We start from the raw sequence: 25,584 nt of genomic DNA, 5'->3' as shown, positions 1-25,584 counted from the left end.
GCTTCCAGCGCGCCTCATGAGCGCTGGAAGCGCGCGGTCCGGAAGACGATGAGCTCAGAGGTCGACGCGTTCCTCAGCGAGAGGCTTGCGCTCGGTCATGTTGAAGCGGCCGGCATAGATCGGCCGCTCGCCGGTCGACGGGCCGGGATACTGCACGATCATGATCTCGCCGCCGGTCGCGGTATGGAACTCGCCCTCAAAATGCGGATCGGGGTGATAGAGCATCGTGCCCGGCGGGCAGAGCCGGCCGTCGATCGTGAACTCGCCCTTCAGGATCAGCCAGACCTGGGCGAAGCCGTGATAGTGCTCGGGATGATGCGCCCCGGGCTCGAGCCGCAGGATGCCGGCGTTGGGCGCGGTCGGCTGCTCGGGCGTGGGGTGGAACAGCATCTTGCCGGTCTCACCTGGCCAGCGGATGGTCTCCCATTCGACCTCGTCGAGATGGCGCACCTGGTACGGCAGATGATCGCGCCGCGAGGCCTCGCGCCCGGTCTGGAGCGCGGCATTGGCGGTGGCCGTGTCCGGGATGTGCTTGCTCATGGCCTGGCTTTCTCCTTCTCGGTCGAGGTTGCGAGATGCCACCAGTCGGGCACGTCAATTGCTTCCGCCGGACGCGCCACGGTCATCAGCACGTGCGCCTGGCCGCGGCCGGCATTCTCCGCGCGATGCGGCAGCTGCGAATCGATCAGGATGCCGTCGCCCGGCTTCAGCCGGTGGGCCACGCCGTCGACGTGGAACAGCACCTCGCCCGACAGCACGTAGCAATGCTCCTGGCCGGGATGGGAGACCGTGGCCGCCATGCCTTTGGCGCGCGGGAAGACCAGATGGAAGACTTCCAGCCGGTCGAGCGGCGCGCCGCCGCCGAGATGGCGGAAGCGATAGCCCGTGGCGGCGACATCCTTCAGGCCGCCGTCGGCGCGATGGACGGCGACGCGCGTCTTGGCCGGCGCGCTGGCGCTCTGGAACAGTTCGTGTAGGCCGAGCCCCAGCACCTCGGCGAGTTGGATCAGGTTGGCGATCGAGGCCACGGCCTGGCCGCGTTCGAGCCGGGAGAGAAAGCTTTCAGACAGGCCGGCCTGGCGCGCCACGGACGCCAGCGTGAGGCTGGCCCCGATACGTGCCGAGCGCAGGCGATTGCCGATCTCGCGGGTGGCCTGGGTGACCTTGTCCATGGCGGCAGCATGGCCGGGACTTTCCTTATATGCAAGTCTACTTTCTTACAGAGAAAGCCAGCAAACGATCGGGATAGGCTAAAAGAACGGATGCGCAAGAGCACGACTACGACACGACGTTCCTTCCTGGGACAGGCGGGAGCCGGCGGTCTTGCACTCGTTTCCGGTTCGGCCTGGGCCGACACGACCGTCGAGCTGCCGCTGCCCGGCGGCCCGCGGGAGCGCGCCTTGACGACGGCCTTCCCGCAGAAGGCGACGATGATCCTGCAGCGCACGCGGCCGCCGCTGCTCGAAACGCCGTTCGAGGTCTTCGATCGCGGCGTCTTCACCCCCAACGACCAGTTCTACGTGCGCTGGCACTGGGCCGTCATCCCGACCGAGATCGACGTCGCGAGCTTTCGCCTTTCGGTGAGCGGCCATGTCGACAAGCCGCTGTCTCTCACCCTCAACGACATCGTCGACGGGCTGCCGCGCGTCGAGCTGGCGGCCGTGAACCAATGCTCGGGCAACTCGCGCGGCTTCTCACAGCCTTCGGTGGCGGGCGCACAATGGGCCAACGGCGCCATGGGCAACGCCAGGTGGATGGGCGTGCGCCTGAAGGACGTGCTCGACCGGGCCGGCGTGAAGCCGGGTGCCCTGCAGGCGCGCTTCGCCGGCCTCGACCAGCCGGTGGTCGACGGCGCGCCGAAATTCATGAAGTCGCTCGCGCTCGACCATGCGCGCGACGGCGAGGTGATGATCGCCTACGCCATGAACGGCGAGCAGTTGCCCTTGCTCAACGGCTTTCCGCTGCGGCTGGTCGTGCCCGGCTGGTATTCGACCTACTGGGTGAAGATGCTCGATCGTATCGAGGTGCTCGCCACGCCCGACGAGAATTTCTGGACCAAGAACGCCTATCTCATTCCCGACACGCCGGGCGCCGACATGACGCCGGGTCAGGCCGGCGTGAAGATGGTGCCGATCAACAGGATGGTGCCGCGCTCCTTCGTCACCAACCTCAAGGACGGGGCGACGATAAAGGCCGGCGCGGCGACGGCGCTGCGCGGCATCGCCTTCGGCGGCGCGGCCGGTGTGAAGTCGGTCGATATCTCCCTTGATAATGGCGTGAACTGGCGACCGACGATGCTCGGCAGCGACGAGGGCAAGTACAGCTTCCGCCAATGGCAGACCGATATCACGCCGCCGGCCGGCGCCGTGACGGTCATGGTCCGCTGCACCAACAGCGATGGGCTCGCCCAACCCAAGACGATGAACTGGAACCCGACCGGCTTCATGCACAATGCCATCGAGTCCCTTCACCTGACGGCGGCGTGAGGCACCCATGATCAACGCTGCTCAAGTCGGATTCGGCGCTGCCATTCTCGCGGGCGTGGTGCTGGCGATCATCGGCCATCCCGGACCGCAGGATCTGCCGGCGCCCGTTACGACGGCGTCCCCCAGCAAACCGCAGGGCTTCGTGCTGAAGTCGGTCTCGGTCGAGCTGCCGACCAGCGACATCACCTTCCCTGGCGGAGCGGCGGCCGACGCCATCAACGCCAACTGCCTGTCCTGCCACTCCGCCGGCATGGTGCTGACCCAGCCCGACCTTGCCAAGGCGACATGGGCCGCCGAGGTCGACAAGATGATCCATGCCTTCAAGGCGCCGATCGACCAGGCCAACGCGACCGCCATCGTCGACTACCTGTCGGAGACCAAAGGCGCGAAGTGATCGGGTTCCGACGGAACGCGGACGCAGGGTGATCACACCCATGGGCGCCGGCCCAGGCCTAGTGTGAGCCGACGCTGCGTGCCGGGATGGTTGGGGAAGCATCCAGGGCAGTCACGCAGCTGACCGTGTGGGATCCAGGGTGACAAGTCATGTCGCGCGACAGCGGGCACGCCCGCGACGGAGTACGAACGGCACCAACAATGGCGCCGGACGCACCCGGCGATTTCGAGCCGGAGCCGTATATAGGCACTCGGCCGCCGGCTCCGACGCGCGCGAGGTTGCCGGCCATCCCGGCGGATCCGGAACTGCTGCGCTACCGTCATCGGCTGGACCAGCAGCTCGCTGCCTGGCGCGCCGCCAGATCGGAAACCAGCCTCGCCCCCATCACGGCCGCGCAAATGCCGCGCAGCGAGTGGCAGGTACCCCGGCTGTGGCTCGCGCCGACCGTCGCCTGCGCTGTCGCCGCTTTGGCCGGCTGGTGGCTGGCGAGCGCGCCCGCCGCGCGTACCGGGGAGGAGCTCACTCAAGCAAGGCAGGCGCTGCAGCAGGAACAGGACAAGGTCGAGAAGCTCGGCGCCGCCTTGGGCGCCGCATGGCGTGAGCTCGCCGCACGCGCCGTAGCGTCGGTCGACAAGGCGGCGCAGGACCAGGAACGCGACGCCCTGCAGCAGGCCTTGCAGCAATCGGAGGCCGCAGCAGCGCGCTTCGCCCAGTCGCTGACCCAGGAGCGCGAGCGCAATCGAGAGCTCCAGCAGCAGCTCGCCGCCCGCCACGACCCCGTCGCGGCGTCCACGCCTGCGCCAGTCGCCGACACGGCGAAAGACAATGCGCCAGAGACGCCCGCCGATCCCGAACTGCTGCACCTGATGGCCCGCGCCAGCCTGCTTCTTGCCCAGGGCGACATCGCCGCAGCCCGCATCGTGCTGGAACGCGCGGCCGAGACCGGCAGCGCATCCGCCCTGTTCGCGCTGGCCGAGACGTTCGACCCGGGCGTCCTTGCCGCCTGGGGAGCCTTGGGCACCCAAGGTGACGTTTCGCGGGCTGGTGAGCTTTACGCCAAGGCGCTGGTCGCCGGCGTCGCGGCGGCAAAGGAGCGATTGGCGATCTTACGGCGATGAAAGGACGAGTCTGACAGGGAGGAAAACAATGATCACCATATCCGGCGGACGCCTTCTGGGCGCGCTGTCGCTTTCGGCAGCGATTGCCCTGGCGTTGATGACCAGCCAGTCGCTGGCGCAACCGCGCGAGCAGGCCGCGATGACGCCGCGGCCGGAGCAGCCCGCGGTGGCGCGACAGGATCCGGCGGCGCGGCCGCTGAACTTCGGCGCGCAGCAGGACAAGATCAATGCCTGGACCGTCGGCTTGGCGGCCGGCCTGATCGAAGGCGCGCCGCTCAGGCTTGCCTCCGAGATGGCACGCGTGGTCGACGACGGTGCGAACTTGCATGTCCTGCCCATCGTCACGCGCGGGCCGACCGAGAACCTGAACTCGCTGCTCTACCTGCGCGGCGTCGATCTCGCGATCATCAACTCCGATTCGCTCGAGGAATACCGCATCCAGCTTCCGGAGCTCCGCCGGCACGTCACCTATCTGCTGAACCTCTTCCCGTCGGAGCTGCACATCTTCGTGCGGCCCGAGATCCAGAGCCTGCAGGATCTCGCCGGCAAGAAAGTGAACTTCAACACGCTGGGCACGGCGGCTGCCTACACCGGTCCGCTGATCTTCAGCCGGCTGGGCATCGACATCGACAAGACCTTCATCCCGCACCCGATCGCCCTGCAGCAGATGAAGAAGGGCACGGACGACATGGCGGCGGTGGTGTTCATCACCTCCAAGCCGGTCGACGCGTTCCTGCGCAGCCAGTGGGAGCCGGGCTTCAAGTTCCTGCCGGTGACCTACGATGCCAGGTTCGAGGACTATTACCTGCCGGCCACGCTGGAGGCGACCGACTATCCCGGCCTGCTCAAGCCAGGCGAGCGCATCCCGACGGTCGCGGTGTCGACGGCGCTGGTCTCCTACAATTGGCCGGCCGGCTCCAACCGCTACCAGCGCGTCGCGCGCTTCACCGACCACCTGTTCAGTCGGGTCGACAAGCTGCAGGTCGCGGGGTTCGACCCCAAATGGAAGACGATCAACCTCGGCGCCACGGTGCCCGGCCTCGCGCGCTTTCCGGCGGCCCAGGATTGGCTCGACCGGTCGGCGCGCAAGACGGCGGAAAAGCGATGAAGGCCGCGGCGATCTCGGCTTCGGCGCTGATGCTGGTCAGCATTGCGGCATCGGGCCAAAGCAGCAGCGACGCGCTCAGCGCCTGTTCGTTGCCATCTTACGCCGACCGGATGCGATGCCTGGAGAAGCTTGCCGGAGAGGCGCCGCCGCCGCAGGTGGCCGCGACGCCCGGCCCGGTTCCTGCACCTGCGCCTGCACCGGCCGCCGCCTCTCCACCCGCCGCTGCCGCCACGCTCCCGCCGAAACCTGCAGCCCCGACGGCGGCAGCGAGCAGCAAATGGATCGTCAGCGAAACACGGTCGCCCGTCGACTACTCGCCCGTCGCCATCGCCACGGCCTCGTCCGGCGCCGGACCGCAGGGCGTCCTGCAGCTTTCGATCCAATGCCGCGGCGGTCGCACCGAGATGGCCATCCGCAGCGCACCCCTGATGCGCCGGGCCGAGGACCATGTCGTGAGCTATGCGATCAACGACGCGCCGCCGGTGACGGCGACGACCGGCTTGTCGTCGTCGGGCACCGGCATCGCCCTGAAAGGTGACGTCGCAGGTTTCCTGCTGTCGCTGCCGGATCAGGGCACCATCGCCTTCCGCGTCGCCGAGCGGCAGGGCGAGACACTCGAAGGACGATACGACCTGGCCGACATCAAGACGCTGGTGCCCCGGCTGGCCGGCCCCTGCAAATGGCGACGTAACTGAGGAGAGCACGATGACAAGGTTCGATCAGGCGATTCACCTGGCAGCAGTGTGTGCGGCGCTGCTTCTCCTTGCGCCGCCCGCAGTGGCGCAGGGACGGGAGCTCGCCGCGACGCCGCCGGCTGCGGCGACGAAAAAAGCGCATCGCCTCGTGCTGCAGGTCAACAGCAATGAGCCGTCGACGATGAACCTCGCACTGAACAACGCGACCAACGTCGAGCAGTACTACAAGGAGCGCGGCGAGAAGATCGAGATCGAGATCGTCACCTTCGGGCCGGGCCTGCACATGCTGCGTGACGACACTTCGCCAGTGAAGGACCGGATCAGCGCGATCGCCGGCAAGGGGTCGGCGATCTCGTTCAAGGCCTGCGGCAACACGCAGGAAAACATGGGCAAGGCCGAGAACAAGGCGATCCCGCTGGTGGCCCAGGCCACCGTGGTCAAGTCGGGCGTTGTGCGGCTCATGGAGCTGCAGGAGCAGGGCTGGACCTACGTCCGGCCCTGACTGGCCGGTTCGCAAGCCATACCTCGTGGGCCTGGGCGTGACGTGATAACACCGAGGCTCCAGGAGGTTCCCGCCATGCCGCTCGCCATCGAGGCCCTCGACCATCTCGTCATCAACGTGCGCGACGTCGAGGTCGCAGCCGACTGGTACCAGCGCGTGCTCGGCATGACGCGCGAGGATTTCGATCCCGGACCGGGCAAGGTCCGGCGCACCTCGATGAGGTTCGGCCGGCAGAAGATCAACCTCAGGCCGCTCTCGGCCAGCAAGGAGGAGTGGTTCACCGCCGATCACGAGAAGGCCGGCAGCGACGATCTCTGTTTCCTGACCAGCGCCTCGCCCCAGGCGGTGGCTGATCACCTGCGCGCCTGCGGCGTGGCCGTCATCGAAGGCCCGGCCGACAAGCGCGGCGCCATGGGCACCATCGTGTCGGTCTATTGCCGCGATCCCGACGGCAGCCTGATCGAGATCTCGTCGTACAAATAGCAGGCGGCGCTACCACGGGTAAGCGAAGCTACAGTCAGTGTGTTGGAACGATTCTCTTCGGGCCACGGCGCAGGCGTCGTATAAGAGGCGCGATGTCGAGTGAGTCCGACCTGCCTCTCGCGTTGTTCTTCGACCAGACGAACAAGGTGCTGCTAGCGACGTTTTCCGGCGCCTTCACCCTGCAGATCACCATCGACCTGGACACGGCTGCGCGCGCCCTTCAGGTGCGTCACGGGCCGTTCGCCGTCGTCCTCGATTTCACCAAGGTCACCGAGTTTGCCATCCAGCTCAGGGATTGGCCGCAGTTCGCGGCCGACCGGCGCGCGATCCGCGGCACCCGGCGCATAATGATAATGCCGGCCAACGACATCTTCAGCCCGATACGCCTTTACGGCACCCAACGCGGTGGGGCAGGCGGAGACAGCGACGTGGTGAGCACACGGGACGACGCCTTTCGGCAACTCGGACTTAGATGCCCGGCCTTCGAGCCGGTCGTCCCCACTTAGCGGGCCCGGCGCGCCAGCAGGCCGCGGATCACCCAGCGGGTGACCCACCATGCGACCAGCATCAGGATCGGGCCGCTCAACAGGACCATTGCCAAGCCCAGCAGCATGCTGCCGTTGGGCCAGTCGACATGGGCCGGCGCCTCGCACCAGGGGGCGAACCAGAAGGCGCAGGCAAGCTGAAGATTATACAGCCAGTAGCCCCCCCATATGAGCGAGGCGAGCAGCCATAATCGGACCAGGCCGCGCCGCCAGTTCCAATGCAGGGGGTTCCACCAGGGGATGATGGCGTAGCCCTGCTGGCCTGGCCAGAAGCCCGTGGGGGGAGCAGGCCGGAACGCGCGGCCGCCACCCCGGGGGGGAGCCTGGGGACCAGCCTTTGCCTTGCGTCTCGTCGTCTGCCGACCTGCCACCTCGACCAGTCCTCTTGCTGCCCTCGCTCCCGCCCGCCCCCTTATACCTTGAGTGGGGCATGGCGATGAAGGGTCGCTTGGTCGCTAGGGCAGCCCCTTGATCCAGTCGATGATGCGTTGGGATGCCGAGTGGTCGGTGTTGCGATGGTCGCCACCGTCGATGACCACGTACTTGCTGTACGGATTTCTGGCCGCCGGCCGGTAGATATTGGCCTCGGTAAAGCCGAAGGATGGATCCTTGGTGCCGATGATCACCATCAGCGGGATGTTGGCGGGCAGCTGACTCGCCTGTGTCGGCATGCTGGCCAGACCGCGCGGGTTCATCCAGGCGCAATACACCGCCGCCGTGGTCGACACGCGGACGCTGTTCCCTTGATTTTCATCCAGACCGGAGAAGGACTGGTTGCCCTGGCCCGATTTCGCCAGCTGGCAAGCCTGGTCGACGGCGTCCCTGATCGTCGGGTTGCGATTGGATGAACCTTGAGGGCTGTGCCCCGGAGCCGCCATGACGACTCCCGCTACGTTCTGGCGCGCCACGGCGTAGGACAGCGCCACGTTGGCACCAAGGCTCTGGCCGCCCACCACGATGCGCTGCGCGCCCTCGGCGCGCAGCTGGCTGGCGTAGCCGTCGATCATCCCGAACACCTGGTCCGGCGTGACGCTGATCTTCTCCCAGCCGCCCTGTCCCCACGGCATCGACGGCACGATGACCTTGATGCCTGCGGCAGTAGCCTTGGCGGCGATGTCGTTCGAGCCCGCCGTATTGGTCGGCCCCTGCTTGCCGTTCATGTAGATCAGGCCGATCGCGCCCTGCGCTGCGGCGCTCGTGGCGACGCCGAAGGCAACGACGAGCGCGATCGCGGCGTGCGCCAACTCACGTCTCTGCATGCGTGTCCCCACCCCAAGGCGGTGCGCTTCGCGCGCCTCCGATATTGCCGGCAAGCTTACCTGATTTGCCGCTGATCAGACCAGCCAGTGGTGACCGGACGCGCTGGTGAAATCCAGCTGGACGATGAGGTCGTTGTAGTCGTGATCGCCGCCACCGTACGTGTCTTCCCAACCCCACGTATTGAGGCCGTAGTTCCACAGATGGCCGACTTTCTGGCCGTTGACGACTTCGTTGGCGTTGGCGAAGGCCCAGAAGACGGCACCGGTCGTCTGATTGTCGAGTCGCATGGCGATGATGTCGCCGGCATTGACGCCCTGCAGCTCCGTATAGCCGAACTGGCCGTAGCCAGGCCCGCTGATGGAGTTGGCGCCGTACGTGGTCAGGTAGGCGCGGCCCTGCGCCGCCGCGGCGTAGGCGGGGTGGCCCGGCGCCAGCCCGTCGATGGTGCCGGCAAGATCGTCGACCTTGTAGAGCGTGAGCTGCAGGCTGTTCTCGCCAACCTGGCGCATGCGCACCACGGCGACCTGGTCGTCCTGGCCGCCGACGGTCTCGGCGATGGCCACGGGCCGGGCCACGCGCACCTGGTCGCTGCCGGCAAAGAAATCGGCGAAGCCGTAGGGATCGCTGAGGCTTGCCTGGGTGGCCTGGCCGGCGACACCGTCGACGGTGACGGCAAGAGTCTCGTTGTTGGCGACTCGCGCGTAGCTCACCGCGCCCTGCCCCTGCTTGTCGAACAGCAGTGCCAGGCCCGGATCGAAGTCGGACTGCAGCGATTGCTGCGCCAGCCGGCTTGTCCAGGAATAGCTCGCCGATGCACCGCTCGAGAACAGCGTGGCATGGTCGCCGAGATCGAGGTGGACGGTCGCGCCATTGCCCGTCGTCTGGAACAGCAGCGCCTGGTCGGCGCCGCTCTCCCAACCCGACCCATCGGCGTCGAGCATCGGTGGGCTGGTGCTCGGGTCAGCGAGGGAGTTGACCTGCGAATGGGCAATGGCGGAGAGTGCGCGCGCCAGCAGCAGGCCGTTGGGCGTGCCCAACCCGCTCGCCAGGTCGTAGCCAAGCCCCGCCGAGTATCCCTCGCCGGTCCCCGCCACGTACAGATGGTCATAGTAGGGCGACGTGTAACCGGTCGACGTCGTCGACGTGAAGTAGCTGTTGTCGTTGTTGCCGAGCTGCACGTCGTTGAACGAGCCCGGTGCGATCACCGCGGCGATGTAGAGCAGGTCGTTGTAGTAGCCGAGCTTGGGCAGCCCCTGGTCGACGAAAACGGCGTTGAACTGGGTGGTCAGCGACGCCCACAGCGGCGCAGCCGCGCTGGTACCACCGTCGCCGTGCAACAGGGTCGTCGACGTACCGTTCACATAGTCGGCGGACAGGACGGCGTAGTAGGTGTCGCCGGACGACAGTGCTGCGACATCGGGCATGCCGCGATTGCCGTTGGTCAGCGTGGAAAGGCCGAAGGCCTGTTGGTAGTCCGGAATCGACCAGCCTGTCGCCACGCCGCCCGATCCGGTCTGGTGCGAGCCGAACGACACGGAAGTGGGCGTGCCAGACTCGACCGCGATCGACTGCCACACCGTCTCGAACATTGTCGTCAAGACTGTCGCCATGGCAGCCGGCGCCGCGGCGGAGAGGTGTGACGGCAGCGTCTTGAGGCCAGCAGCGACGAGTGGGAAGATGGTCGCCGGATCGCCGGCCACGGCGAGAGCTGCCGTTTGCTCGATCGTCGTATCGTTCTGGGCGGTATAGAGCCCGGCAATCGAGGTGCCGCCGACCAGCAGGGTGAACGGCGAAGAGTGCGTGTGGGCGACATTGACCGTGCCGTTGGGGAAGTTGGCGCTTGCCCCTTCGTCGCCTGCCGCCATGTGCACCGAGACGTTGGCCAGTGCTCCGTCCTTGAACAGTTCCTGCCACGCCCAGTCGAAGACCGAACCGGCACTCGCCTGACCTACCGCCGGATAGGACGAGGTGATTACCGAAGGGTGGTTCGTCGTGTCGAAGAAGGCCAGCTGATAGGCGCTGAAAGGCGTGCTGTTCGCGTTGTACGGATATGTGTTCAGGAATGAATAGAGGAGCTGGGTGCTGTTCGGCACGGCGCCGGCAACGATCGAGATGTCGAGCGTCAGCTCGGGAATCACGACGCCTTGAGGATCGGTAGTGCCCGACAGCACCTGGAACTGCGCCTGGGTGACCGGAGAGAGGCCGACCTGCTGGCGATACAGGTTGTAGGCCGCGAACAAGCCTGCCTGATTGTTGACGGTGTTTTCGACCAGCGCGATCGGATCGGTCGGCACATCGGCGCCGAGCGGGAAATTGTAGTTGGCCGCCACGGCCGCCGGCGTCGCCACCGTCTGGGCGGGCGTGCTGTTGGCGCCGTTGCCGATGCCCGGCAGCCCGGTCAATGGCACGGCCGTGGAATTGATCAGATGGGGCGTGGTGATCGAGACATTCTGGTCGACCCACAGGCCGGAGACACTGCTGGGAAGTGTCAGGCTGCCCGCCCAGGCCACGAAAGTTGCCTGGCCGGAATTGCTGTTCGGCGTGACGACGTAGACGTCGGTCGACGCGAGACCGAAGAACTGCGCGAACTCTGCAACGGTGAAGGTCGCCCAGACGGTCCGGTCGGCGGCGGACGACAAATAGCCGAGCTGGTTCGCCAGCAGAAAGGCATCGCTGGGAACGCTTCCCTGCACGGTGTTGTAGTCGCCGGTATTCGCGCCGTAGGTGGCCCAGAGATCGGCAGGGCTGGAGTACTGGTCCAGCGCGGCCTGGCGCTGCGCCCAGGTGCCGGAGAGCAGCGGGTCGGCTGAAATGTTGTTATTACGGTCGAGAACGAGTCCAACAGTCACGTATGTGGTGCTCGACACACTCGATGAGCTCGCGCTGGTGATCGACGGCGCGTGGTCGCCGTAGGAAAAGAGCGTGTTCAACACGCTCACAGCCGCGGCAGAGTTCCCTGTCTGGGAGAGCGTCTGATATTGCTGCGATGTGCTGAGACCGGCGCCGTACGCGTCGAGAAAAGTCGAAGGACTGTTGGGCATGCCGGTATCGGACTCAAGATGACTTGAGCGCCTTCGTACCGTGGGTGGCGATGACGCACAACGCGAGGAGACTGCAACTCAGCCCGCGAAGACTGCAACAAGGTCGTCTGCTACTGACCCTGGAACAGCTGCTGGGTGATCTGGCCGCAGGCCACGTCCCTGGCGGTGCCGATCACCGGCGTCGGAATCGGGAAGATGCGGCCCAGCGAGACATGCGGCTGACGCAGCTTGCCCTGGACGATGACGGCCCCGTGCAGGTCGAGAAGGTCGAACTGCTTGGCGTCGGCGTCGATCTCGGCCTTCACGGCCTGGTTGATCAGCGAAGCCTGGCCCTGCACATGCAGAACCGACTTCTGGGTGTCGAGCAAGGTGCGGTCGAAGGTGACGGTGCCATGGTTGAAGTTCAGCCGGCCGACCGCGCACTTGATGGGAATGCGGTTGTCGCCGGTGACGTAGAGGATCAGCGCATCGAAGACCTGCAAGCCCGCAAGACTCACCATCAGGCTCGATACCGATCCACCGCCCAGCGCCGCCGCAAAGTGACCGTCGGCCGTCGCCATCACCTGGGCGAGCGAGCGGCCGGCACCGGCCAGCACGACGCGGCCCTGCATCTTGCCGTAGGTCGCATCGAAATACTGCGAGTTGCGAAAGAAGTTGCGCAGCTCGATGTCGCTCAGCACCAGGCTGGTGCGCACCTTGGGTATATCGGCCTTGGCGTCGACCACCAGCTCGCCCGCGATCTTGCCGGCGCCGGCGCTCTGGCCGTCACCCAGCAGGATCAGCGTGATCGGCTTCGCCGTCGCCACGCCATCCTGCACCACGACACGGAAGGACAGCGCCTGCACCGGCAGGTAGGCGGGCGCAATTACGCGCTTGGCGTCGAGCGTCACGTCCATGTTCATGGCGCGCAGTTTCTCGACCTTGAGCGGCAAGTTGGGGAAGAGATCTCCCGAGGCTTCGAGCTGCTGCTGGGTCTGGCGCTGTTGCGGCGAGACATTGCCGCCCGGCTTGTCGGGCGGCGCGCCGACGAGCGGCGCCAGGTCGGCGAAGACCAGCTTGTTCGACACGAGCTTGGCCGTCAGGAAGGCAGGCTTGCGGCGCTCGTCGACCGTGACTTCGCCGGTGAGGTCGCTGTCGCCGACATGCCACTTGCTGTCGATGAACTTCCAAATGCCGGCCTCGCGATGCAGCTTGCCGACGATGTTGTAGGGCGGCGTCGGCGGGCCCGGGATGCCGAGCAGCGGATAGATGTCGGCGAGGTCGTGGCCTGACAGCGACAGCTGAACGTCGGCGCCGGTCCACTGGAAGGGGTCCATGACCGTGCCCTTGGCCTTGAGCTTGGTGGCGCCGAAGGTGACGTCGAGGTCGAGCGGATAGGGCTGCTCGGTGTCGCGCAGCATAATCAGCGAGCCGCCGACGAAGCGGACGACAAGCGGTTGGCCCTCGAGCTTGCCCTTGAGCTCTAGCCTGGCCTGTGGCTGGTCGCCGGCCTCACCCCTGGCTGTCGAGACCGTGCCATCGAGGTCGAGCTTGCGCTTGGGATCGCGGTAGGTGAGCTTGCCGTCGGTGACTTCGAGGCGGCCGATCACGGGTGTCTCGAAGCGATTGTCGGGCTCGACCACCTGCTTGGCCGCCGCCGCCGCGGGCGGCGCCTCCCCCAGTTCCCAGTTGATCTGGTCCTGCTCGCCCTTCTCGACCACGATCTCGGGCTTGCGCAGCACCAGGCTAGGCAGCACCAGGTTGCCCCCGATCAGCGGCCACAGGCGGATCTCGAAATCGACCTGCTCGGCCTTCAGCATGTGGGGCTCCTTGGCCCACTCGGCATTGGCGAGCTGAACGCCGCCCAGATGGACGTGCGAAGTGAGGCCCCAGTCGACCGAGATGTCGGCAATCGTGGTCTTGCGCCCCGAGAGCGTGCTGGCGTGGCTTTCGATCCGGCCACGGAAATCATCGGATGTGACATAAAAATACACGGTCCCGATCGCGACAGCGACCAGGACCACTAGAACACCGGCCGTCCAGGCCAGGATTCTGAGCACACGGGCCATGTGTTGGGAACGATTCGGCTCTCGGTTTAGTTCCCCGCCGGTCCGTGCGGCAGCCACAACTCGATCACTCGCCGTGACAGCCTCTGCCGCAGGACACTCGACGCATGCCTAAGACCAGACGAAGGTTCCTGGCCGCGGCGTCGGCGACCGCCGCCGCCGTCGCTGCCCCTGCCATCGCCCAGAGCAAGGAAACGGAGGCGGCGGGCTTCGAGGAAGCCCTGCGCGCCAAGTTCGCCGACGGCGACGTGCTCGACTGGCGCGGCGGCAATGTGAAATTGCGCAAACCGATCACCATCGAGGTCACGTCCAACCTGCTCGGCCCGGGCCTCGATCTAAACGGCGCCAAGCTGATCGCCGACTTCAACGATGCGAACAAGCGCGCCATCACCATCCGCATTCCGGCGCGCGCCAAGAACATCGCGTTGCGCGGCATGAAAATCCTGAATGGCACGATCCTCGCCGCCAGCCCGGCGCAGGACGCGATCGGCCTGGAATGCCTCACCAACCAGAGCTGGCTCTACAGCTGGAAGCTGATGAACCTCGACATCGAGCACTTCGCGCGCGACGGGCTGCATTTCGACGGCAGCGTGTTCGAGGGCGAGTGCCATGCCATCACCTGTGCCGACAACGGCCGCAACGGCATGACCTTCCGCAACAACGGCCCGATCGGCGACATCGGCATCGTCTCAGCCATCGCCATCTTCGGCGGTCAGATGCGCAAGAACGGCAACGCCGGCATCGAGACGCAGAGCAACCTGCCCTACCAGGAGCCGCGCGACCTCAATATCTCGCAGACCTATTTCGTCGAGAACAAGGGACCGGGCCTGCTCGCCACCAGCGGCCTGTCCATGGCCATGGGCTGCGGCTTCGAGAACAATGGCGGCTGCGGCATCAAGCTCGCCAACGAGGGCCGCCTGTTCGCTTGCCGCGCCAGCACCTACAAGTCGCAGCCCTACCTGGTCGACGCCTTCCTCAACGGCGGCAGCATGCTGCTCGACGGCTGCCGCATCGAGGGCTACGGCGGCTTCGAGGGCAAGATGAAGTACGCGAAGATCGGCGGCAAAGGCTCTGTAGTGCTGCGCGCTTCGGGCGATCGCTCGACCGTCGATGTGTCGAACGACATTGCCGTCAAGGTCGTGTGAGGGTCTCGCTTCTACCCTTTACTCCTTGCATGATTGAAGAAACTATCCTGCATGGACTTCTCGACCCGACGCTTGGCCCTGATCGGCCTGTTTGCGATGGCATTTTCCGCGCCTGCCTGGGCGCAAGACGTTCAGGTCATGGACTCCGCGCCCAAGGCCCAGGCCGTGATCGGCGAGCCGAGCAGCTCGTTCTTCGTGCGCTTCGACCGGCCGATCGACCACATCCATTCGAATTTGTCGATCTGGCGGGGCGGGCAACTCGTCGAACGCCTGCAACCGCGGCTGCAGACCGAGCCCAACGTGTTGTTTGCCCGTGCACCGACCTTGGCGCCCGGCGAATACCAGCTGCGCTGGATCGTGCGCACCATGGAGGGGGTCAAGGTTATCCAAGGCGATATTCCATTCACGGTGAAGAGCCCGCCCTGAACGGCGGTCGCAACCAATTGCCCCGTGAGATCGTTGCGACATCTGTAGCATATCCCGGGCTTGGGCCGGCGGGATGCAGAGCGAGGGATCCCGATGAAGATCGCCCAGGTCGCGCCTCTCATGGAAAGCGTGCCGCCCCGGCTCTATGGCGGCACCGAGCGCATCGTCTCCTACGTCACCGAGGAACTGGTCGAGCAGGGCCACGACGTGACGCTGTTCGCCAGCGGCGATTCGCTGACGCGGGCGCGCCTGGTGCCGTGCACGACGAAGGCGCTGCGGCTGAGCGACGTCAAGGATCCGATTCCCGCCCACCTGATCATGCTCGACGAGGTCCGCCGGCTTGCCTCGTCGTTCGACGTGCTGCACTTCCACGTCGACATGTTGCACTACCCCGTGATCCGCGACTTCGCCTCGCGCACGGTGACGACCCTGCACGGCCGGCTCGACTTGCCGGACATGCATCCGCTCTACAGCGTCTTCAGCGACGCGCCGCTGGTGTCGATCTCCGACAACCAGCGCAAGCCCATGCCGCCGGTCAACTGGGCGGGCCGTATCCATCATGGCCTGCCGCAGGATCTGCTGAAGCCGCTTGCAGCGCGCTGCGGAGACTATCTTGCCTTCCTCGGCCGCATCTCGCCCGAGAAGCGGCCCGACCGCGCCATCGAGATCGCGGCGCGCAGCGGGCGCGAGCTGCGCATCGCCGCCAAGATCGACAAGGTCGATCGCGACTACTGGCGCGAGGATATCGAGCCGCTGCTGCGGCGCCACGCCAACGTGCGCTACATCGGCGAGATCGGAGATGCCGAGAAGGCCGAGTTCCTCGGCAACGCCTCGGCGCTCCTGTTTCCCATCGACTGGGCCGAACCGTTCGGCCTGGTCATGATCGAAGCGATGGCCTGCGGCACGCCGGTCATCGCGTGGAATTGCGGCTCGGTGCCCGAGGTCGTCGATCCCGGCGTGACCGGCTTCGTGGTCGACAGTATCGAGGAGGCGGTGTCGGCCGTCAGCCTGATCGGCAACCTCGATCGTCGGCGCATCCGCGAGGTCTTCGACCAACGCTTTACAGCGGCGCGCATGGCCCGAGACTACGTCGCGATCTATCGCCGCCTGCTGGACACGCGCCAACCGGTCGAGCTAAGCGCGGCCGAATGAGGGGCGAAGCGGCATGAAGAACGCGGAGGAAGTGGCCCACGCCCCTGCTCCCGCCGGCCCCGGTGTGCCGACGGCGCAGTTCTTCATTCCGGCCGCCACCTCGCTGCAGGAGCGCCGGACGCGGACGCTGAAGCACGGCGACAGCTTCGGCGTGTTCGATCCCAACGGTGATGCCGTGGCCGGCCCCGGCAGCCCTGAAGGCCTCTATCATCGCGACACGCGATACCTCTCGCATTTTCTCATCACGCTCGACGGCCAGCGGCCGATGCTGCTCAGCTCGACGCTGCGCGACGACAACGCCATGCTGACCTGCGACCTCACCAATCCCGATCTCTACGACACGATGGGGCGCCTGGTCCTCGAGCACGACCTGGTGCATCTGCGCCGCATGCGCTTTTTGTGGCAAGCAGCGTGCCACGAGCGGCTGGCGGTGCGCCATTTCGGCAGCACGCCGCAGCGCCTGCGGCTCGGCCTGTCCTTCGCCGCCGATTTCGCCGACCTGTTTGAGGTGCGCGGCACCCGGCGCGAGCGTCACGGCCTGCGTCATGCCGGCTCGGTCAGCGGCAACGACGTCACGCTGGGCTATACCGGCCTCGACGGCCTGACGCGCCGTACGGTGGTGAGCTTCGCGACGCCGCCCGACAAGCTCAGCGTCGACGGTGCCCTGTTCGAACTCGTGCTGCAGCCGGGTGAGACGCGGAACATCGACCTGACGATCGATTGCGCCCCTGAGGAGAACGCGCCGGACCAGGCACGGCCGGGCTTCCTGCAGGCGCTGCGGCGGGCGCGGCGGACGCTCCGCACCTCGGCCGCGCGCGCCGCCGCGATCACCAGTTCCAGCACCACGTTCAATGAGGCCATACGCCGGTCGGTCTCCGACCTCTACATGCTGATCACCGACACGCCGGACGGTCCCTATCCCTATGCCGGCATCCCCTGGTTCAGCACCGTATTCGGCCGCGACGCACTGATCACCGCCATGCAGACGCTGTGGCTCGATCCCGCCATCGCGTGCGGCGTGCTGAAGCACCTCGCGCGCCACCAGGCCGAGACCACCGACGAGGCCGCCGACGCCGAACCGGGCAAGATCCTGCACGAGATGCGGCAGGGCGAGATGGCGCTGCTGGGCGAGGTGCCGTTCCGGCACTATTACGGCAGCGTCGATTCCACGCCGCTGTTCGTCATGCTGGCCGGCGCCTATCTCGAACGCACCGACGATGTCGAGACCGTGCGCAAGCTATGGCCGAACATTTTGGCGGCACTCCGCTGGATGGACGACTCGGGCGATCGCGACGGCGACGGGTTCATCGAGTATGGCCGCATGCGCGACACCGGCCTGATCAACCAGGGCTGGAAGGACAGCCACGATTCGATCTTCCACGCCGACGGCACGCTGGCCCGCGGGCCGGTCGCCCTGGTCGAGGTCCAGGCCTATGCCTTCGGCGCGTGGCGAGCCGCTTCCCTGATCGCGCGCCGACTGGGCGACAACGACGCCGCCGACGGCTACACCGCGCGCGCCAGCCGTCTGCAACAGCGCTTCGATGACGCCTTCTTCGACAAGTCGCTCGGCACCTTTGTGCTGGCGCTCGACGGCGACAAGCGGCCGTGCCGCGTGCGCGCGTCCAATGCCGGTCATGCGCTGTTCAGCGGCATCGCCTTGCCCAAGCGCGCGGCAGCGATAGTGAAGACGCTCACGTCGAACGCCTTCTTCTCCGGTTGGGGCGTGCGCACGCTCGCCGTCGGCGAGGCGCGCTACAATCCGATGAGCTACCACAACGGCTCGGTGTGGCCGCACGACAACGCCCTGATCGCGGCAGGATTCGCGCGCTACGGTTTCAGGCGCGAGGCGGCGCGACTGTTCGGCGGACTGTTCGCAGCCTCGGCCTATATCGATTTGCGCCGGCTGCCCGAGCTGTTCTGCGGCTTCCCGCGCGAGCGCGCGCATGGCCCGACCTTCTATCCGGTCGCCTGCTCGCCGCAGGCCTGGGCGGCGGCGACGCCCTTGTCGCTGCTGCAATCCTGCCTCGGCTTACGCTTCGACACGGCGCGCGGCTCGGTGGCGTTCGACGAGCCGTTGTTGCCCGACTTCCTCGATGATGTAACGCTGCGCCGCCTGTCGCTCGGCGATGCGGCGGTCGACGTGGCCCTGCGCCGTCGCGGCAGTGACCTCTCGGTCGAGGTCCTGGGCCGTCGTGGCCGGCTGGGCGTCGATCTTTCCTGAGGATACGAGCGGACACTGAGCATGGCCGATCCTGCGTGGTGGCACCGCGCCGTCCTTTATCAGATCTACCCGCGATCCTTTCGCGACGGCGACGGCGATGGCGTGGGCGACATTCGTGGCATCTGCCAGCGGCTCGATCATCTGGTCGAGCTCGGCGTCGATGCGCTGTGGCTGTCGCCCGTCTTCCCCTCGCCCATGGACGACTTCGGCTACGACGTGGCCGACTACTGCGACATCGATCCAATGTTCGGCACGCTGGCCGACTTCGACGCCCTGCTGACCGACGCACACAAACGCGGACTCAAGGTGATCCTCGACCTGGTGGCCAACCACAGCTCCGATCGACACCCCTGGTTCCAGGAAAGCCGCGCCGCGCAGAGCTCGGCCAAGCGCGACTGGTACATCTGGCGGGACCCGGCACCGGGCGGAGGGCCGCCCAACAACTGGCTGTCGGAGTTCGGCGGCGGGGCGTGGGAATTCGATGCGGCGAGCGGGCAGTATTACCTGCACACCTTTCTCGCCTCGCAGCCCGACCTCAACTGGCGCAATCCCGAGGTGGCGGCCGCCATGCACGAGGTCGTGCGCTTCTGGCTGAAGCGCGGCGTCGACGGCTTCCGCGCCGACGCCGTCCGCCATCTGATCAAGGACGAGGCGTTTCGCGACAATCCGGCCAACCCCGCCTACCGCGACGGCGATCCGCCGGATACGGCGGTCCTGCCGCTTTACACGGCTGATCGGCCGGAGGCGCATGACATCATCGCCGGATTGCGCGACGTGATCGACGAGTTTCCCGACCGCCTGCTGATCGGCGAGCTCAACCTGCCGTTCGACAAGCTGGTGGCCTATTACGGCCGCGATCTCGACGGCCTGCATCTGCCGTTCAACTTCGCTCTCCTGAGCGCGCCCTGGAAGGCGCGGCATCTCGCCGGCCTGATCGATCGCTATGAAACGGCCCTGCCCAAGGGTGGCTGGCCGAACTGGGTGCTGGGCAACCACGACAAGCCGCGCATCGCCTCGCGCGTCGGCGACGCGCAGGCCAAGGTCGCGGCCATGCTTCTGCTGACCCTGCGCGGCATGCCGACCCTCTATTACGGCGACGAGATCGGCATGCGCCAGATCAAGATCCCGCCGGACCGCGTGCGCGATCCGTACGAGCTGAACGTGCCGGGACTGGGGTTGGGTCGCGACGGCTGCCGCACCCCCATGCAATGGGATGCATCGAGCAAGGCAGGCTTCACCAAGGGCAAGCCCTGGTTGCCGCTGGGCGAAGATCACCGCCAGCTCAATGTCGAGAATCAGCGGGCCGACCGCACGTCGATCTTCACCCTGCACAAGCGGCTGATCGCCCTGCGCCGCGCCCATCCTGCGCTGGCCGTCGGCGATTACCGGCCGATGACCGCGACCGGCGACCTGCTGCTGTTCCAGCGCGCGCTGGATCGCGAGCGCTTCGTCGTCGCGCTCAATCTCGGCGCCGAACCGGTCGAGGTCGATTTCGCGAAGGGCGAGGTGAGCGGCCGACTCGTCCTCTCGACACACGGCGACCGCGATGGCGAGGTTGTCACCGATGCGTTGGCCCTACGCGACAACGAAGGCGTCGTGGTCGAGCTGTCATGATGGAGCGCGGGCCTGGAGGTCCGCGCTCCGGACCTAACCCTTGCCCAATCCGCGCACGACGAAGGTGTTGAGCCGGCGGGCGAAGGCCGCGGGATCGGCCGGCACCTCGCCGTCGAGGATGTAGGCCTGGTCGAGCAGGAGGTTGGCGAGCTCGGCCGCCTCGTCGGTCGGCGCCGTGCCGACGGCCTTCACGAGATCGTGGCGCATGTTGAGCTCGAGGATCGGCTTGGCACCGGTGCCGCGGTTGGCGCGCGCCAGCAGGCGCTCGAGCTCGCGGTCGCGGCCCTGGGTGGCGGCGACCAGGCAGGCGGCACTCTCGGTCAGGCGCTGCGAGGCGCGCACGTCGGACACCTTGTTGCCCAGCGCTTCCTTCACGGCCTTCAGGACGGCGGCATCGTCTTCGGTCGATCCCTGGTCCTCGGCCTTCTTGTCGTCGAGCAGCGGGACCAGGCCGAAATCGACGTCGCCTTGGCTCAGCGAACGCAGCGGCTTGCCCTCGAACTCCTGCGGCATGGACGTCCAGAAAGCGTCGACCGGGTCGGTCAGCAGCAGCACTTCGACGCCGCGCGCCCGCGCCGCCTCGAGCTTGGGATTGGACTTCAAGCGCTCGGCGCTCTCGCCCACGAGATAATAGATCTCCGTCTGGTTGGGCTTGAGGTCGGCCACATAGTCCTTCAGCGAACGGCCTTCGCCAGCCGTCGTGGCGAAGCGCGCCATTGCCAAAAGCTGGCCGCGCCGCTCGTGGTCCTCGTACAGTCCCTCCTTGAGGACCGCGCCGAAGGCGTTCCAGATCTTGGTCCAGGTCTCGGGCTCCTTGGTCGCCGAGCTTTCCAGCTCGCCGACGATGCGACCCGTGAGGCCGTTGCGGATCTGCGTCACCTGCGGGTTGTTCTGCAGCATCTCGCGCGACAGGTTGAGCGGCAGATCCTCGCTGTCGACGACGCCGCGCACGAAGCGCAGCCACGACGGCAGCAACTCGGCATCGTCAGTGATGTAGACGCGCCGCACATAGAGCTTTACGCGGCCCTTGCGGCCGGGATCGCTGAGGTCGAACGGCGGCGTGGTCGGCACGAACAGCAGCACGGCATAGGCCTGCCGGCCCTCGACCTTGTAGTGCAGGGTGAGCGCGGGCTCGTCGAACGCCATGGCGATCGAGCGATAGGCCTGGGTGTAGTCCTCCGCCTTCAGTTCCGATTTCGACCGCTGCCACAGAGCGCTGGCGGCGTTGACCTGCCGCGCCTCGCCCTTGTCGTCCAAGAGCTCGATCGGGAAGAGGATGTGCTCGGAGTAGGTGTGGATCACCCGCTCGAGCTCGAACGGCTGCAGGTAGCGCGCCGCGTCGTCCTTCAGGTGCAGGACGATCTCGGTGCCGCGCGGTACGCGGGCCGCCTGCTCCTCGGTGGCCGGCGCCAGCTCGAAGCCCGCGCCGCCCGACGACGTCCACACCCAGGTCTCCGGCGTGCCGGCGCGCCGGCTGGTCACGGTGATGCGGTCGGCCACCATGAAGGCCGAGTAGAAGCCGACGCCGAACTGGCCGATCAGGCCGAGCCCGTCCTTGGCGTCCTGCAGGCCCTTGAGGAAGGCTTTGGTGCCCGAGCGCGCCACGGTGCCGAGGTTGTCGACAAGCTCCTGGCGGTCCATGCCGATACCGGTATCGGCGATGGTCAACGTCTTGGCGGTCGCATCCGGCTTCAGCTGGATGGCGAGCTTCTCGGCGCCGGCCAGCAGCTCGGGTTTGGAGATCGCCTCGTAGCGCAGCTTGTCCAGGGCGTCCGAGGCGTTGGAGATCAGCTCGCGCAGGAAGACGTCGGTCTCGGAATAGACCGAATGGACCATCAGGCTGAGGAGCTCGGCGACCTCCGCCTGGAATTGGTGCGATTGTGTGCCTGCGTCTGCGTTCATCCGAGTCCGTCCATTGATTTGCTTTGAGCGGACCCGCCTATAGCCCCGGAAAGACGCGCGGCCAAGGCAATGGTGGCGGCGAAACGAACAGAGGCTCCTGCTCCTCGGCAGGCAAGCGCTTGGACGGCTGCTGTTGTTTGTCAGCTTCCGCCGGCAAAGGGTTCAGAAAGGCCGGCTGGGGCTGCAGATCGCCAATTTGCATCATCACGTCCTCCATGGAGCAACATGCGGAGACAAATGTGCGGGCCCTGAATGCGGCGCACCGCGGCGGTCGATTTAAGAGCGGTCGAGGCGGTTTCAAGAGGGATGGAGCGCCCGGCTGTAGGACACGCCCCAAAATTCACACCGCAATCTGTCTCCAAATATGCATTTCGGATGTTTATTAGGCAGGCTCTTTGCTAGGGATGCAGGCATAGCGTGGAGACCTGATGCGCCTGACCTTTCACACCGACTACGCGCTCCGGATGCTGCTCTATCTCGGGACGCGGCCGAACGAGACCGTGACCATCAGCGAGGTGGCGGACGCCTACGGGGTGTCCAAGAACCACCTGATGAAGGTCGCCACCCACTTGGTGAGCGGCGGCTACGTCGCCGCCACCCGAGGCAACGGCGGCGGCCTGCGACTGGCACAAAAGCCCGCCGATATCGTGATCGGCGAGGTCGTGCGGCACACCGAGAACGATTTCGACCTGGTCGGCTGCTTCGAGGCCGGCGGGAGTTGCCGCATCGAGCCGGCCTGCCTGCTGCGCACCTCGCTGCGCAAGGCGCTCGACGCCTTCTTCCGCGTGCTCGACGACTACACCCTGGCCGATCTTCTGGTGACGAGGCCGCTCATGGCCGAGCTGTTCCAGCTCACCGAGTCCGGTGAAGCCGCAGCCAACCCCGTCCTCGGCAAGCGTCGGGCCTGGTAGCTTCAAAGTGGCATAGTTGATGCATCTATGAATCCGCCGGCCCGACGAGCCGGCGGTTCATGGAGCGTCATGTCAGCCAACGCCAGACACCCCGCACCCCTGCATCCCGACGTCGCGGCCGTGCTGGACGGCCTCGACGCTTCCGACGGCCCGGTCGAAAGCGCCCGCGTCTTGCCGCCCGAGGCCTACATGTCGGCGGCCTTCTACGAGTTTGAGATGGCGGCGGTCTACATGCGCTCCTGGCTGTGCATCGGCCGCGCCCAGCAGATCCCCGCCCCCGGCGACTACATGGCGCTCACGCTCGCCGACGAGCCGATCCTCGTCGTGCGCGGTAGCGATGGCGAGATCCGCGCCCTGTCGGCGGTCTGCCGCCATCGCGGCCACACGCTCAAGGAAGAGTGCACGGGCAACACCCGCACCTTCACCTGCCCCTATCACCGCTGGACCTATGATCTCGCGGGCGAGTTCGTCGGCGCGCCGCACATGGGCCAGACCGCGAGCCTGGCCGAGCTCAAGCGCACCGAGGCGCTGCCGCAGCTCAAGGTCGAGCTGTGGTACGGCTTCATCTTCGCGAACTTCGACCCGACGGCCAAGCCTTTGGCGCCGACCATGACCAAGCTCGAGCCCTACATGGCAGGCTACGACCTCGACAACATGGTGACGGTCGAGCCTGAGATCACGACCAAGGCGCTGCCGTGGAACTGGAAGATGCTGCTCGAGAACTACATCGAGCCCTATCACACCCAGTTCGTCCATCCGATCATCCACGACTTCGCGCCCTCGACCGGTGTGGAGTTCGATCCCTGGCGCGGGCCCGACGACAACGTGATCGTGCGCTACGTGCCTTTCCTCGAGCGCGACGGCAGCCTGACCGAGAACGGCTGGGCCGCACCTGCACTGTTCCCGATCATCGAGGGTTTGAGCGAGAAGCAGAGGAACCGGGTCGGCTTCGGCATGGTGCCGCCCAACATGAACATCATCTTCATGCCCGACATGCTGTGCTATGGGCTCGTCTTCCCGCAGGGACCGACCAGTCTCAAGGTCGGTGGCGGGCTGTTCACGGCGGGCGGCTGGTGCATGCCCAAGAGCACCGTCGCCCTGCCCGACTTCCACGCCCGCGCCAATCGCATGATGGAAGGTTCGCGCCAGCTCGGCGAGCAGGACACCACCGTCAATCTCGCCATGCAGCGCTCCAAGTACTCTCGCTTCGCGCCGCGCGGACGCTTCTCCTATCTCGAGGAGACGCTCGCCCAGTTCAACCGCTGGCTGGCCGTGCGCTATCGCGCCGAGGCGCGGCGGCGCAACTATCCGCTGCCGAGCGCTGCTCAGGCTGCGGAATGACCGCGGCCGCCGACTTCAAGGACACGGCGGGCGCGTTCTGCCCGCATGGCCGCTTCGCGCTGGCCGGCGCCGCAACCGGTCCACTCGCCGGCCTCACCTTCGGCGTAAAGGACTTCATCGACGTAGAGGGCCATGTCACCGGCGCCGGCAATCCGCGCTGGCTCGAGACGCACGCGCCCGCGGCCAGCACGGCGCCTTGCGTCACCACCCTGCTCGCGGCCGGCGCGACCATGATCGGCAAGACGATCAGCGATGAGCTCGCCTACAGCCTGAACGGCGACAATTTCCACTACGGCACGCCCTTGAACACGGCGGCGCCCGATCGCGTGCCGGGCGGCTCGTCGAGCGGTTCGGCCTCCGCCGTTTCGGCAAAGCTCTGCGACTTCTCGCTCGGCACCGATTCGGGCGGCTCGGTGCGCATCCCGGCGAGCTATTGTGGGCTCTACGGCATCCGCACCACGTTCGGCCTGCTGCCGCTCGACGGCATCGTGCCCTTCCAGCCGACCTTCGACGTGCTGGGCTGGTTCGCCCGCGATGCCCGGCTGTTCGCCGAGGTGGGCCGCGTGCTGCTGGCTGCCGCGCCCAGCCGGCCGCCGCTCAAGCGCCTGATGACCAGCCTCGATGCCGAGGCCGAGACCGATGCCGACACGCTCGGCCGGCTAGCGCCGGCCGTCGCCGCCGTCAGCGCGCATTTCGGCGGCGCACAGGCAGTGAAGGTGTCGCCCGATGGACTGGAGAAGTGGCGCATGCAGTTCCGGCTGCTGTCGGCGGCCGAGGTCTGGTCGGTGAACGGCGCCTGGATCGAGCAGGCCAAGCCGGTCTTCGGCCCGGCCATCGCCGAACGCCTCGCTTTCGCCCGCGAGGCCTCGACCATGGACATGAAGGCGCTCAAGGCGGACCGCGCCGCGACCGCGGCCCGGCTGCGCGAGGTCGTGGGCGACGACGGCATCATCTGCCTGCCGACGGCGCCCGGCCCGGCGCCGCTGCGCACGGCCACCGGCGATGCCGTGGAAGCCTTCCGCCAGCGCGCGCAACGGCTGACCTGCATCGCCGGGCTGAGCGGGCTGCCGCAGATCAGCATCCCGGTCGCGACGGTCGACGGCGCGCCGGTCGGCCTGTCGTTGATCGCGCCGCCCGGCCGCGACCTCGATCTGCTGGCACTCGCCGTCGCGCTCGAACCGCTGGTGATGGACCG

The 25,584-nt window shown here is 66.8% G+C and carries 24 protein-coding genes; 16 read left to right on the top strand and 8 right to left on the bottom strand.

Translation table 11 applies throughout. The features are described 5' to 3' along the window. Nucleotides 1-54: 54 nt before the first annotated feature. Together RSO01_RS38190 and RSO01_RS38185 are read right to left on the bottom strand one after the other, a co-directional pair. Nucleotides 55-540 carry a cupin domain-containing protein gene (locus RSO01_RS38190; RefSeq protein WP_218037591.1) on the bottom strand — a complete coding sequence of 162 codons (486 nt, stop codon included), beginning with the start codon at nucleotides 538-540 and terminating at the stop codon, nucleotides 55-57. After that, complete coding sequence (locus RSO01_RS38185; protein ID WP_147155835.1) at nucleotides 537-1,172, bottom strand: helix-turn-helix domain-containing protein; 636 nt, start codon at nucleotides 1,170-1,172, stop codon at nucleotides 537-539. The genes RSO01_RS38190 and RSO01_RS38185 overlap by 4 nt, the downstream gene beginning before the upstream one ends. Nucleotides 1,173-1,262: 90 nt before the next feature. Between RSO01_RS38185 and RSO01_RS38180 the strand changes: the two genes are divergently transcribed. From RSO01_RS38180 to RSO01_RS38145, 8 genes are all read left to right on the top strand, one after another. Beyond that, nucleotides 1,263-2,486 carry a molybdopterin-dependent oxidoreductase gene (locus RSO01_RS38180; protein WP_147155834.1) on the top strand — a complete coding sequence of 408 codons (1,224 nt, stop codon included), beginning with the start codon at nucleotides 1,263-1,265 and terminating at the stop codon, nucleotides 2,484-2,486. Nucleotides 2,487-2,493: 7 nt separating this feature from the next. Then, complete coding sequence (locus RSO01_RS38175; RefSeq protein WP_147155833.1) at nucleotides 2,494-2,880, top strand: c-type cytochrome; 387 nt, start codon at nucleotides 2,494-2,496, stop codon at nucleotides 2,878-2,880. Nucleotides 2,881-3,080: 200 nt separating this feature from the next. Continuing rightward, the gene (locus RSO01_RS38170) at nucleotides 3,081-3,998 is read left to right on the top strand and encodes an OmpH family outer membrane protein (protein WP_170303675.1); all 918 of its coding nucleotides are present in this window, start codon (nucleotides 3,081-3,083) and stop codon (nucleotides 3,996-3,998) included. A gap of 28 nt (nucleotides 3,999-4,026) precedes the next feature. Further along, on the top strand, nucleotides 4,027-5,106 hold the full coding sequence (locus tag RSO01_RS38165; protein ID WP_246159098.1) for a TAXI family TRAP transporter solute-binding subunit: 1,080 nt from the start codon (nucleotides 4,027-4,029) through the stop codon (nucleotides 5,104-5,106). Beyond that, complete coding sequence (locus RSO01_RS38160; protein ID WP_147155831.1) at nucleotides 5,103-5,801, top strand: hypothetical protein; 699 nt, start codon at nucleotides 5,103-5,105, stop codon at nucleotides 5,799-5,801. Before RSO01_RS38165 ends, RSO01_RS38160 begins: the two co-directional genes overlap by 4 nt. Nucleotides 5,802-5,811: 10 nt before the next feature. Further along, entirely contained in the window at nucleotides 5,812-6,303 is a 492-nt protein-coding gene (locus RSO01_RS38155; RefSeq protein WP_147155830.1) for a DsrE family protein, read from the top strand. 75 nt (nucleotides 6,304-6,378) lie between these two features. After that, nucleotides 6,379-6,786, top strand: a complete 408-nt coding sequence (locus RSO01_RS38150) for a VOC family protein (RefSeq protein ID WP_147155829.1) — start codon at nucleotides 6,379-6,381, stop codon at nucleotides 6,784-6,786. A 92-nt stretch (nucleotides 6,787-6,878) separates the two neighbouring features. Then, the gene (locus RSO01_RS38145; RefSeq protein ID WP_147155828.1) at nucleotides 6,879-7,292 is read left to right on the top strand and encodes a hypothetical protein; all 414 of its coding nucleotides are present in this window, start codon (nucleotides 6,879-6,881) and stop codon (nucleotides 7,290-7,292) included. Here RSO01_RS38145 and RSO01_RS38140 read toward each other — a convergent pair. From RSO01_RS38140 to RSO01_RS38125, 4 genes are all read right to left on the bottom strand, one after another. Beyond that, nucleotides 7,289-7,702 carry a hypothetical protein gene (locus tag RSO01_RS38140; protein ID WP_147155827.1) on the bottom strand — a complete coding sequence of 138 codons (414 nt, stop codon included), beginning with the start codon at nucleotides 7,700-7,702 and terminating at the stop codon, nucleotides 7,289-7,291. The genes RSO01_RS38145 and RSO01_RS38140 overlap by 4 nt on opposite strands. A gap of 84 nt (nucleotides 7,703-7,786) precedes the next feature. Further along, nucleotides 7,787-8,575 (bottom strand): alpha/beta fold hydrolase, encoded by a 789-nt coding sequence (locus tag RSO01_RS38135; RefSeq protein WP_170303674.1) that lies wholly within the window; start codon nucleotides 8,573-8,575, stop codon nucleotides 7,787-7,789. Nucleotides 8,576-8,665: 90 nt separating this feature from the next. After that, nucleotides 8,666-11,440, bottom strand: coding sequence for a DUF4114 domain-containing protein (locus tag RSO01_RS38130; RefSeq protein WP_147155825.1), 2,775 nt, complete (start codon nucleotides 11,438-11,440; stop codon nucleotides 8,666-8,668). Between the two features lie 302 nt (nucleotides 11,441-11,742). Beyond that, nucleotides 11,743-13,680 (bottom strand): AsmA family protein, encoded by a 1,938-nt coding sequence (locus RSO01_RS38125; protein WP_147155824.1) that lies wholly within the window; start codon nucleotides 13,678-13,680, stop codon nucleotides 11,743-11,745. Nucleotides 13,681-13,784: 104 nt separating this feature from the next. Between RSO01_RS38125 and RSO01_RS38120 the strand changes: the two genes are divergently transcribed. The 5 genes from RSO01_RS38120 to RSO01_RS38100 all read left to right on the top strand — a co-directional run bounded on the left by RSO01_RS38120 (nucleotide 13,785) and on the right by RSO01_RS38100 (nucleotide 20,235). Further along, complete coding sequence (locus RSO01_RS38120) at nucleotides 13,785-14,822, top strand: hypothetical protein (protein ID WP_147155823.1); 1,038 nt, start codon at nucleotides 13,785-13,787, stop codon at nucleotides 14,820-14,822. A gap of 51 nt (nucleotides 14,823-14,873) precedes the next feature. Next, nucleotides 14,874-15,248 (top strand): copper resistance CopC family protein, encoded by a 375-nt coding sequence (locus RSO01_RS38115; protein ID WP_147155822.1) that lies wholly within the window; start codon nucleotides 14,874-14,876, stop codon nucleotides 15,246-15,248. Between the two features lie 93 nt (nucleotides 15,249-15,341). Continuing rightward, on the top strand, nucleotides 15,342-16,400 hold the full coding sequence (locus RSO01_RS38110; RefSeq protein WP_147155821.1) for a glycosyltransferase family 4 protein: 1,059 nt from the start codon (nucleotides 15,342-15,344) through the stop codon (nucleotides 16,398-16,400). A 13-nt stretch (nucleotides 16,401-16,413) separates the two neighbouring features. Next, on the top strand, nucleotides 16,414-18,621 hold the full coding sequence (locus tag RSO01_RS38105; RefSeq protein ID WP_147155820.1) for an amylo-alpha-1,6-glucosidase: 2,208 nt from the start codon (nucleotides 16,414-16,416) through the stop codon (nucleotides 18,619-18,621). Nucleotides 18,622-18,642: 21 nt separating this feature from the next. After that, nucleotides 18,643-20,235, top strand: a complete 1,593-nt coding sequence (locus RSO01_RS38100; RefSeq protein WP_147155819.1) for an alpha-amylase family glycosyl hydrolase — start codon at nucleotides 18,643-18,645, stop codon at nucleotides 20,233-20,235. Between the two features lie 33 nt (nucleotides 20,236-20,268). On the opposite strand, the gene htpG is transcribed toward RSO01_RS38100, so the two are convergent. Continuing rightward, nucleotides 20,269-22,137 (bottom strand): molecular chaperone HtpG, encoded by a 1,869-nt coding sequence (htpG, locus tag RSO01_RS38095; protein WP_147155818.1) that lies wholly within the window; start codon nucleotides 22,135-22,137, stop codon nucleotides 20,269-20,271. Nucleotides 22,138-22,174: 37 nt separating this feature from the next. Further along, on the bottom strand, nucleotides 22,175-22,354 hold the full coding sequence (locus RSO01_RS47890) for a hypothetical protein (RefSeq protein ID WP_170303673.1): 180 nt from the start codon (nucleotides 22,352-22,354) through the stop codon (nucleotides 22,175-22,177). 211 nt (nucleotides 22,355-22,565) lie between these two features. On the opposite strand from RSO01_RS47890, the gene RSO01_RS38090 reads away from it, so the two are divergent. The 3 genes from RSO01_RS38090 to RSO01_RS38080 form a co-directional block, all read left to right on the top strand. Beyond that, nucleotides 22,566-23,048, top strand: coding sequence for an Rrf2 family transcriptional regulator (locus RSO01_RS38090; RefSeq protein WP_147155817.1), 483 nt, complete (start codon nucleotides 22,566-22,568; stop codon nucleotides 23,046-23,048). Nucleotides 23,049-23,117: 69 nt separating this feature from the next. After that, nucleotides 23,118-24,389: an aromatic ring-hydroxylating oxygenase subunit alpha gene (locus RSO01_RS38085; protein WP_170303672.1), complete on the top strand. Its 1,272-nt coding sequence runs from the start codon at nucleotides 23,118-23,120 to the stop codon at nucleotides 24,387-24,389. Next, nucleotides 24,386-25,584, top strand: a 1,199-nt coding sequence (locus RSO01_RS38080; RefSeq protein ID WP_147155815.1) for an amidase, incomplete at its 3' end; no start/stop codon positions are given. The genes RSO01_RS38085 and RSO01_RS38080, both read left to right, overlap by 4 nt.

Origin of the sequence: Reyranella soli (assembly GCF_007992495.1) — a bacterium.
In the GTDB taxonomy this organism is placed as follows: domain Bacteria; phylum Pseudomonadota; class Alphaproteobacteria; order Reyranellales; family Reyranellaceae; genus Reyranella; species Reyranella soli.
This window is presented reverse-complemented; position numbering and strand designations above follow the sequence as displayed.

What these genes read in the sequence shown, in the direction of transcription:
- RSO01_RS38190 (WP_218037591.1), bottom strand. Translation starts at nt 540, where the DNA reads ATGAGCAAGCACATCCCGGACACGGCCACCGCCAATGCCGCGCTCCAG.
- RSO01_RS38185 (WP_147155835.1), bottom strand. Translation starts at nt 1,172, where the DNA reads ATGGACAAGGTCACCCAGGCCACCCGCGAGATCGGCAATCGCCTGCGC.
- RSO01_RS38180 (WP_147155834.1), top strand. Translation starts at nt 1,263, where the DNA reads ATGCGCAAGAGCACGACTACGACACGACGTTCCTTCCTGGGACAGGCG.
- RSO01_RS38175 (WP_147155833.1), top strand. Translation starts at nt 2,494, where the DNA reads ATGATCAACGCTGCTCAAGTCGGATTCGGCGCTGCCATTCTCGCGGGC.
- RSO01_RS38170 (WP_170303675.1), top strand. Translation starts at nt 3,081, where the DNA reads ATGGCGCCGGACGCACCCGGCGATTTCGAGCCGGAGCCGTATATAGGC.
- RSO01_RS38165 (WP_246159098.1), top strand. Translation starts at nt 4,027, where the DNA reads ATGATCACCATATCCGGCGGACGCCTTCTGGGCGCGCTGTCGCTTTCG.
- RSO01_RS38160 (WP_147155831.1), top strand. Translation starts at nt 5,103, where the DNA reads ATGAAGGCCGCGGCGATCTCGGCTTCGGCGCTGATGCTGGTCAGCATT.
- RSO01_RS38155 (WP_147155830.1), top strand. Translation starts at nt 5,812, where the DNA reads ATGACAAGGTTCGATCAGGCGATTCACCTGGCAGCAGTGTGTGCGGCG.
- RSO01_RS38150 (WP_147155829.1), top strand. Translation starts at nt 6,379, where the DNA reads ATGCCGCTCGCCATCGAGGCCCTCGACCATCTCGTCATCAACGTGCGC.
- RSO01_RS38145 (WP_147155828.1), top strand. Translation starts at nt 6,879, where the DNA reads ATGTCGAGTGAGTCCGACCTGCCTCTCGCGTTGTTCTTCGACCAGACG.
- RSO01_RS38125 (WP_147155824.1), bottom strand. Translation starts at nt 13,680, where the DNA reads ATGGCCCGTGTGCTCAGAATCCTGGCCTGGACGGCCGGTGTTCTAGTG.
- RSO01_RS38120 (WP_147155823.1), top strand. Translation starts at nt 13,785, where the DNA reads ATGCCTAAGACCAGACGAAGGTTCCTGGCCGCGGCGTCGGCGACCGCC.
- RSO01_RS38115 (WP_147155822.1), top strand. Translation starts at nt 14,874, where the DNA reads ATGGACTTCTCGACCCGACGCTTGGCCCTGATCGGCCTGTTTGCGATG.
- RSO01_RS38110 (WP_147155821.1), top strand. Translation starts at nt 15,342, where the DNA reads ATGAAGATCGCCCAGGTCGCGCCTCTCATGGAAAGCGTGCCGCCCCGG.
- RSO01_RS38105 (WP_147155820.1), top strand. Translation starts at nt 16,414, where the DNA reads ATGAAGAACGCGGAGGAAGTGGCCCACGCCCCTGCTCCCGCCGGCCCC.
- RSO01_RS38100 (WP_147155819.1), top strand. Translation starts at nt 18,643, where the DNA reads ATGGCCGATCCTGCGTGGTGGCACCGCGCCGTCCTTTATCAGATCTAC.
- htpG (WP_147155818.1), bottom strand. Translation starts at nt 22,137, where the DNA reads ATGAACGCAGACGCAGGCACACAATCGCACCAATTCCAGGCGGAGGTC.
- RSO01_RS47890 (WP_170303673.1), bottom strand. Translation starts at nt 22,354, where the DNA reads ATGGAGGACGTGATGATGCAAATTGGCGATCTGCAGCCCCAGCCGGCC.
- RSO01_RS38090 (WP_147155817.1), top strand. Translation starts at nt 22,566, where the DNA reads ATGCGCCTGACCTTTCACACCGACTACGCGCTCCGGATGCTGCTCTAT.
- RSO01_RS38085 (WP_170303672.1), top strand. Translation starts at nt 23,118, where the DNA reads ATGTCAGCCAACGCCAGACACCCCGCACCCCTGCATCCCGACGTCGCG.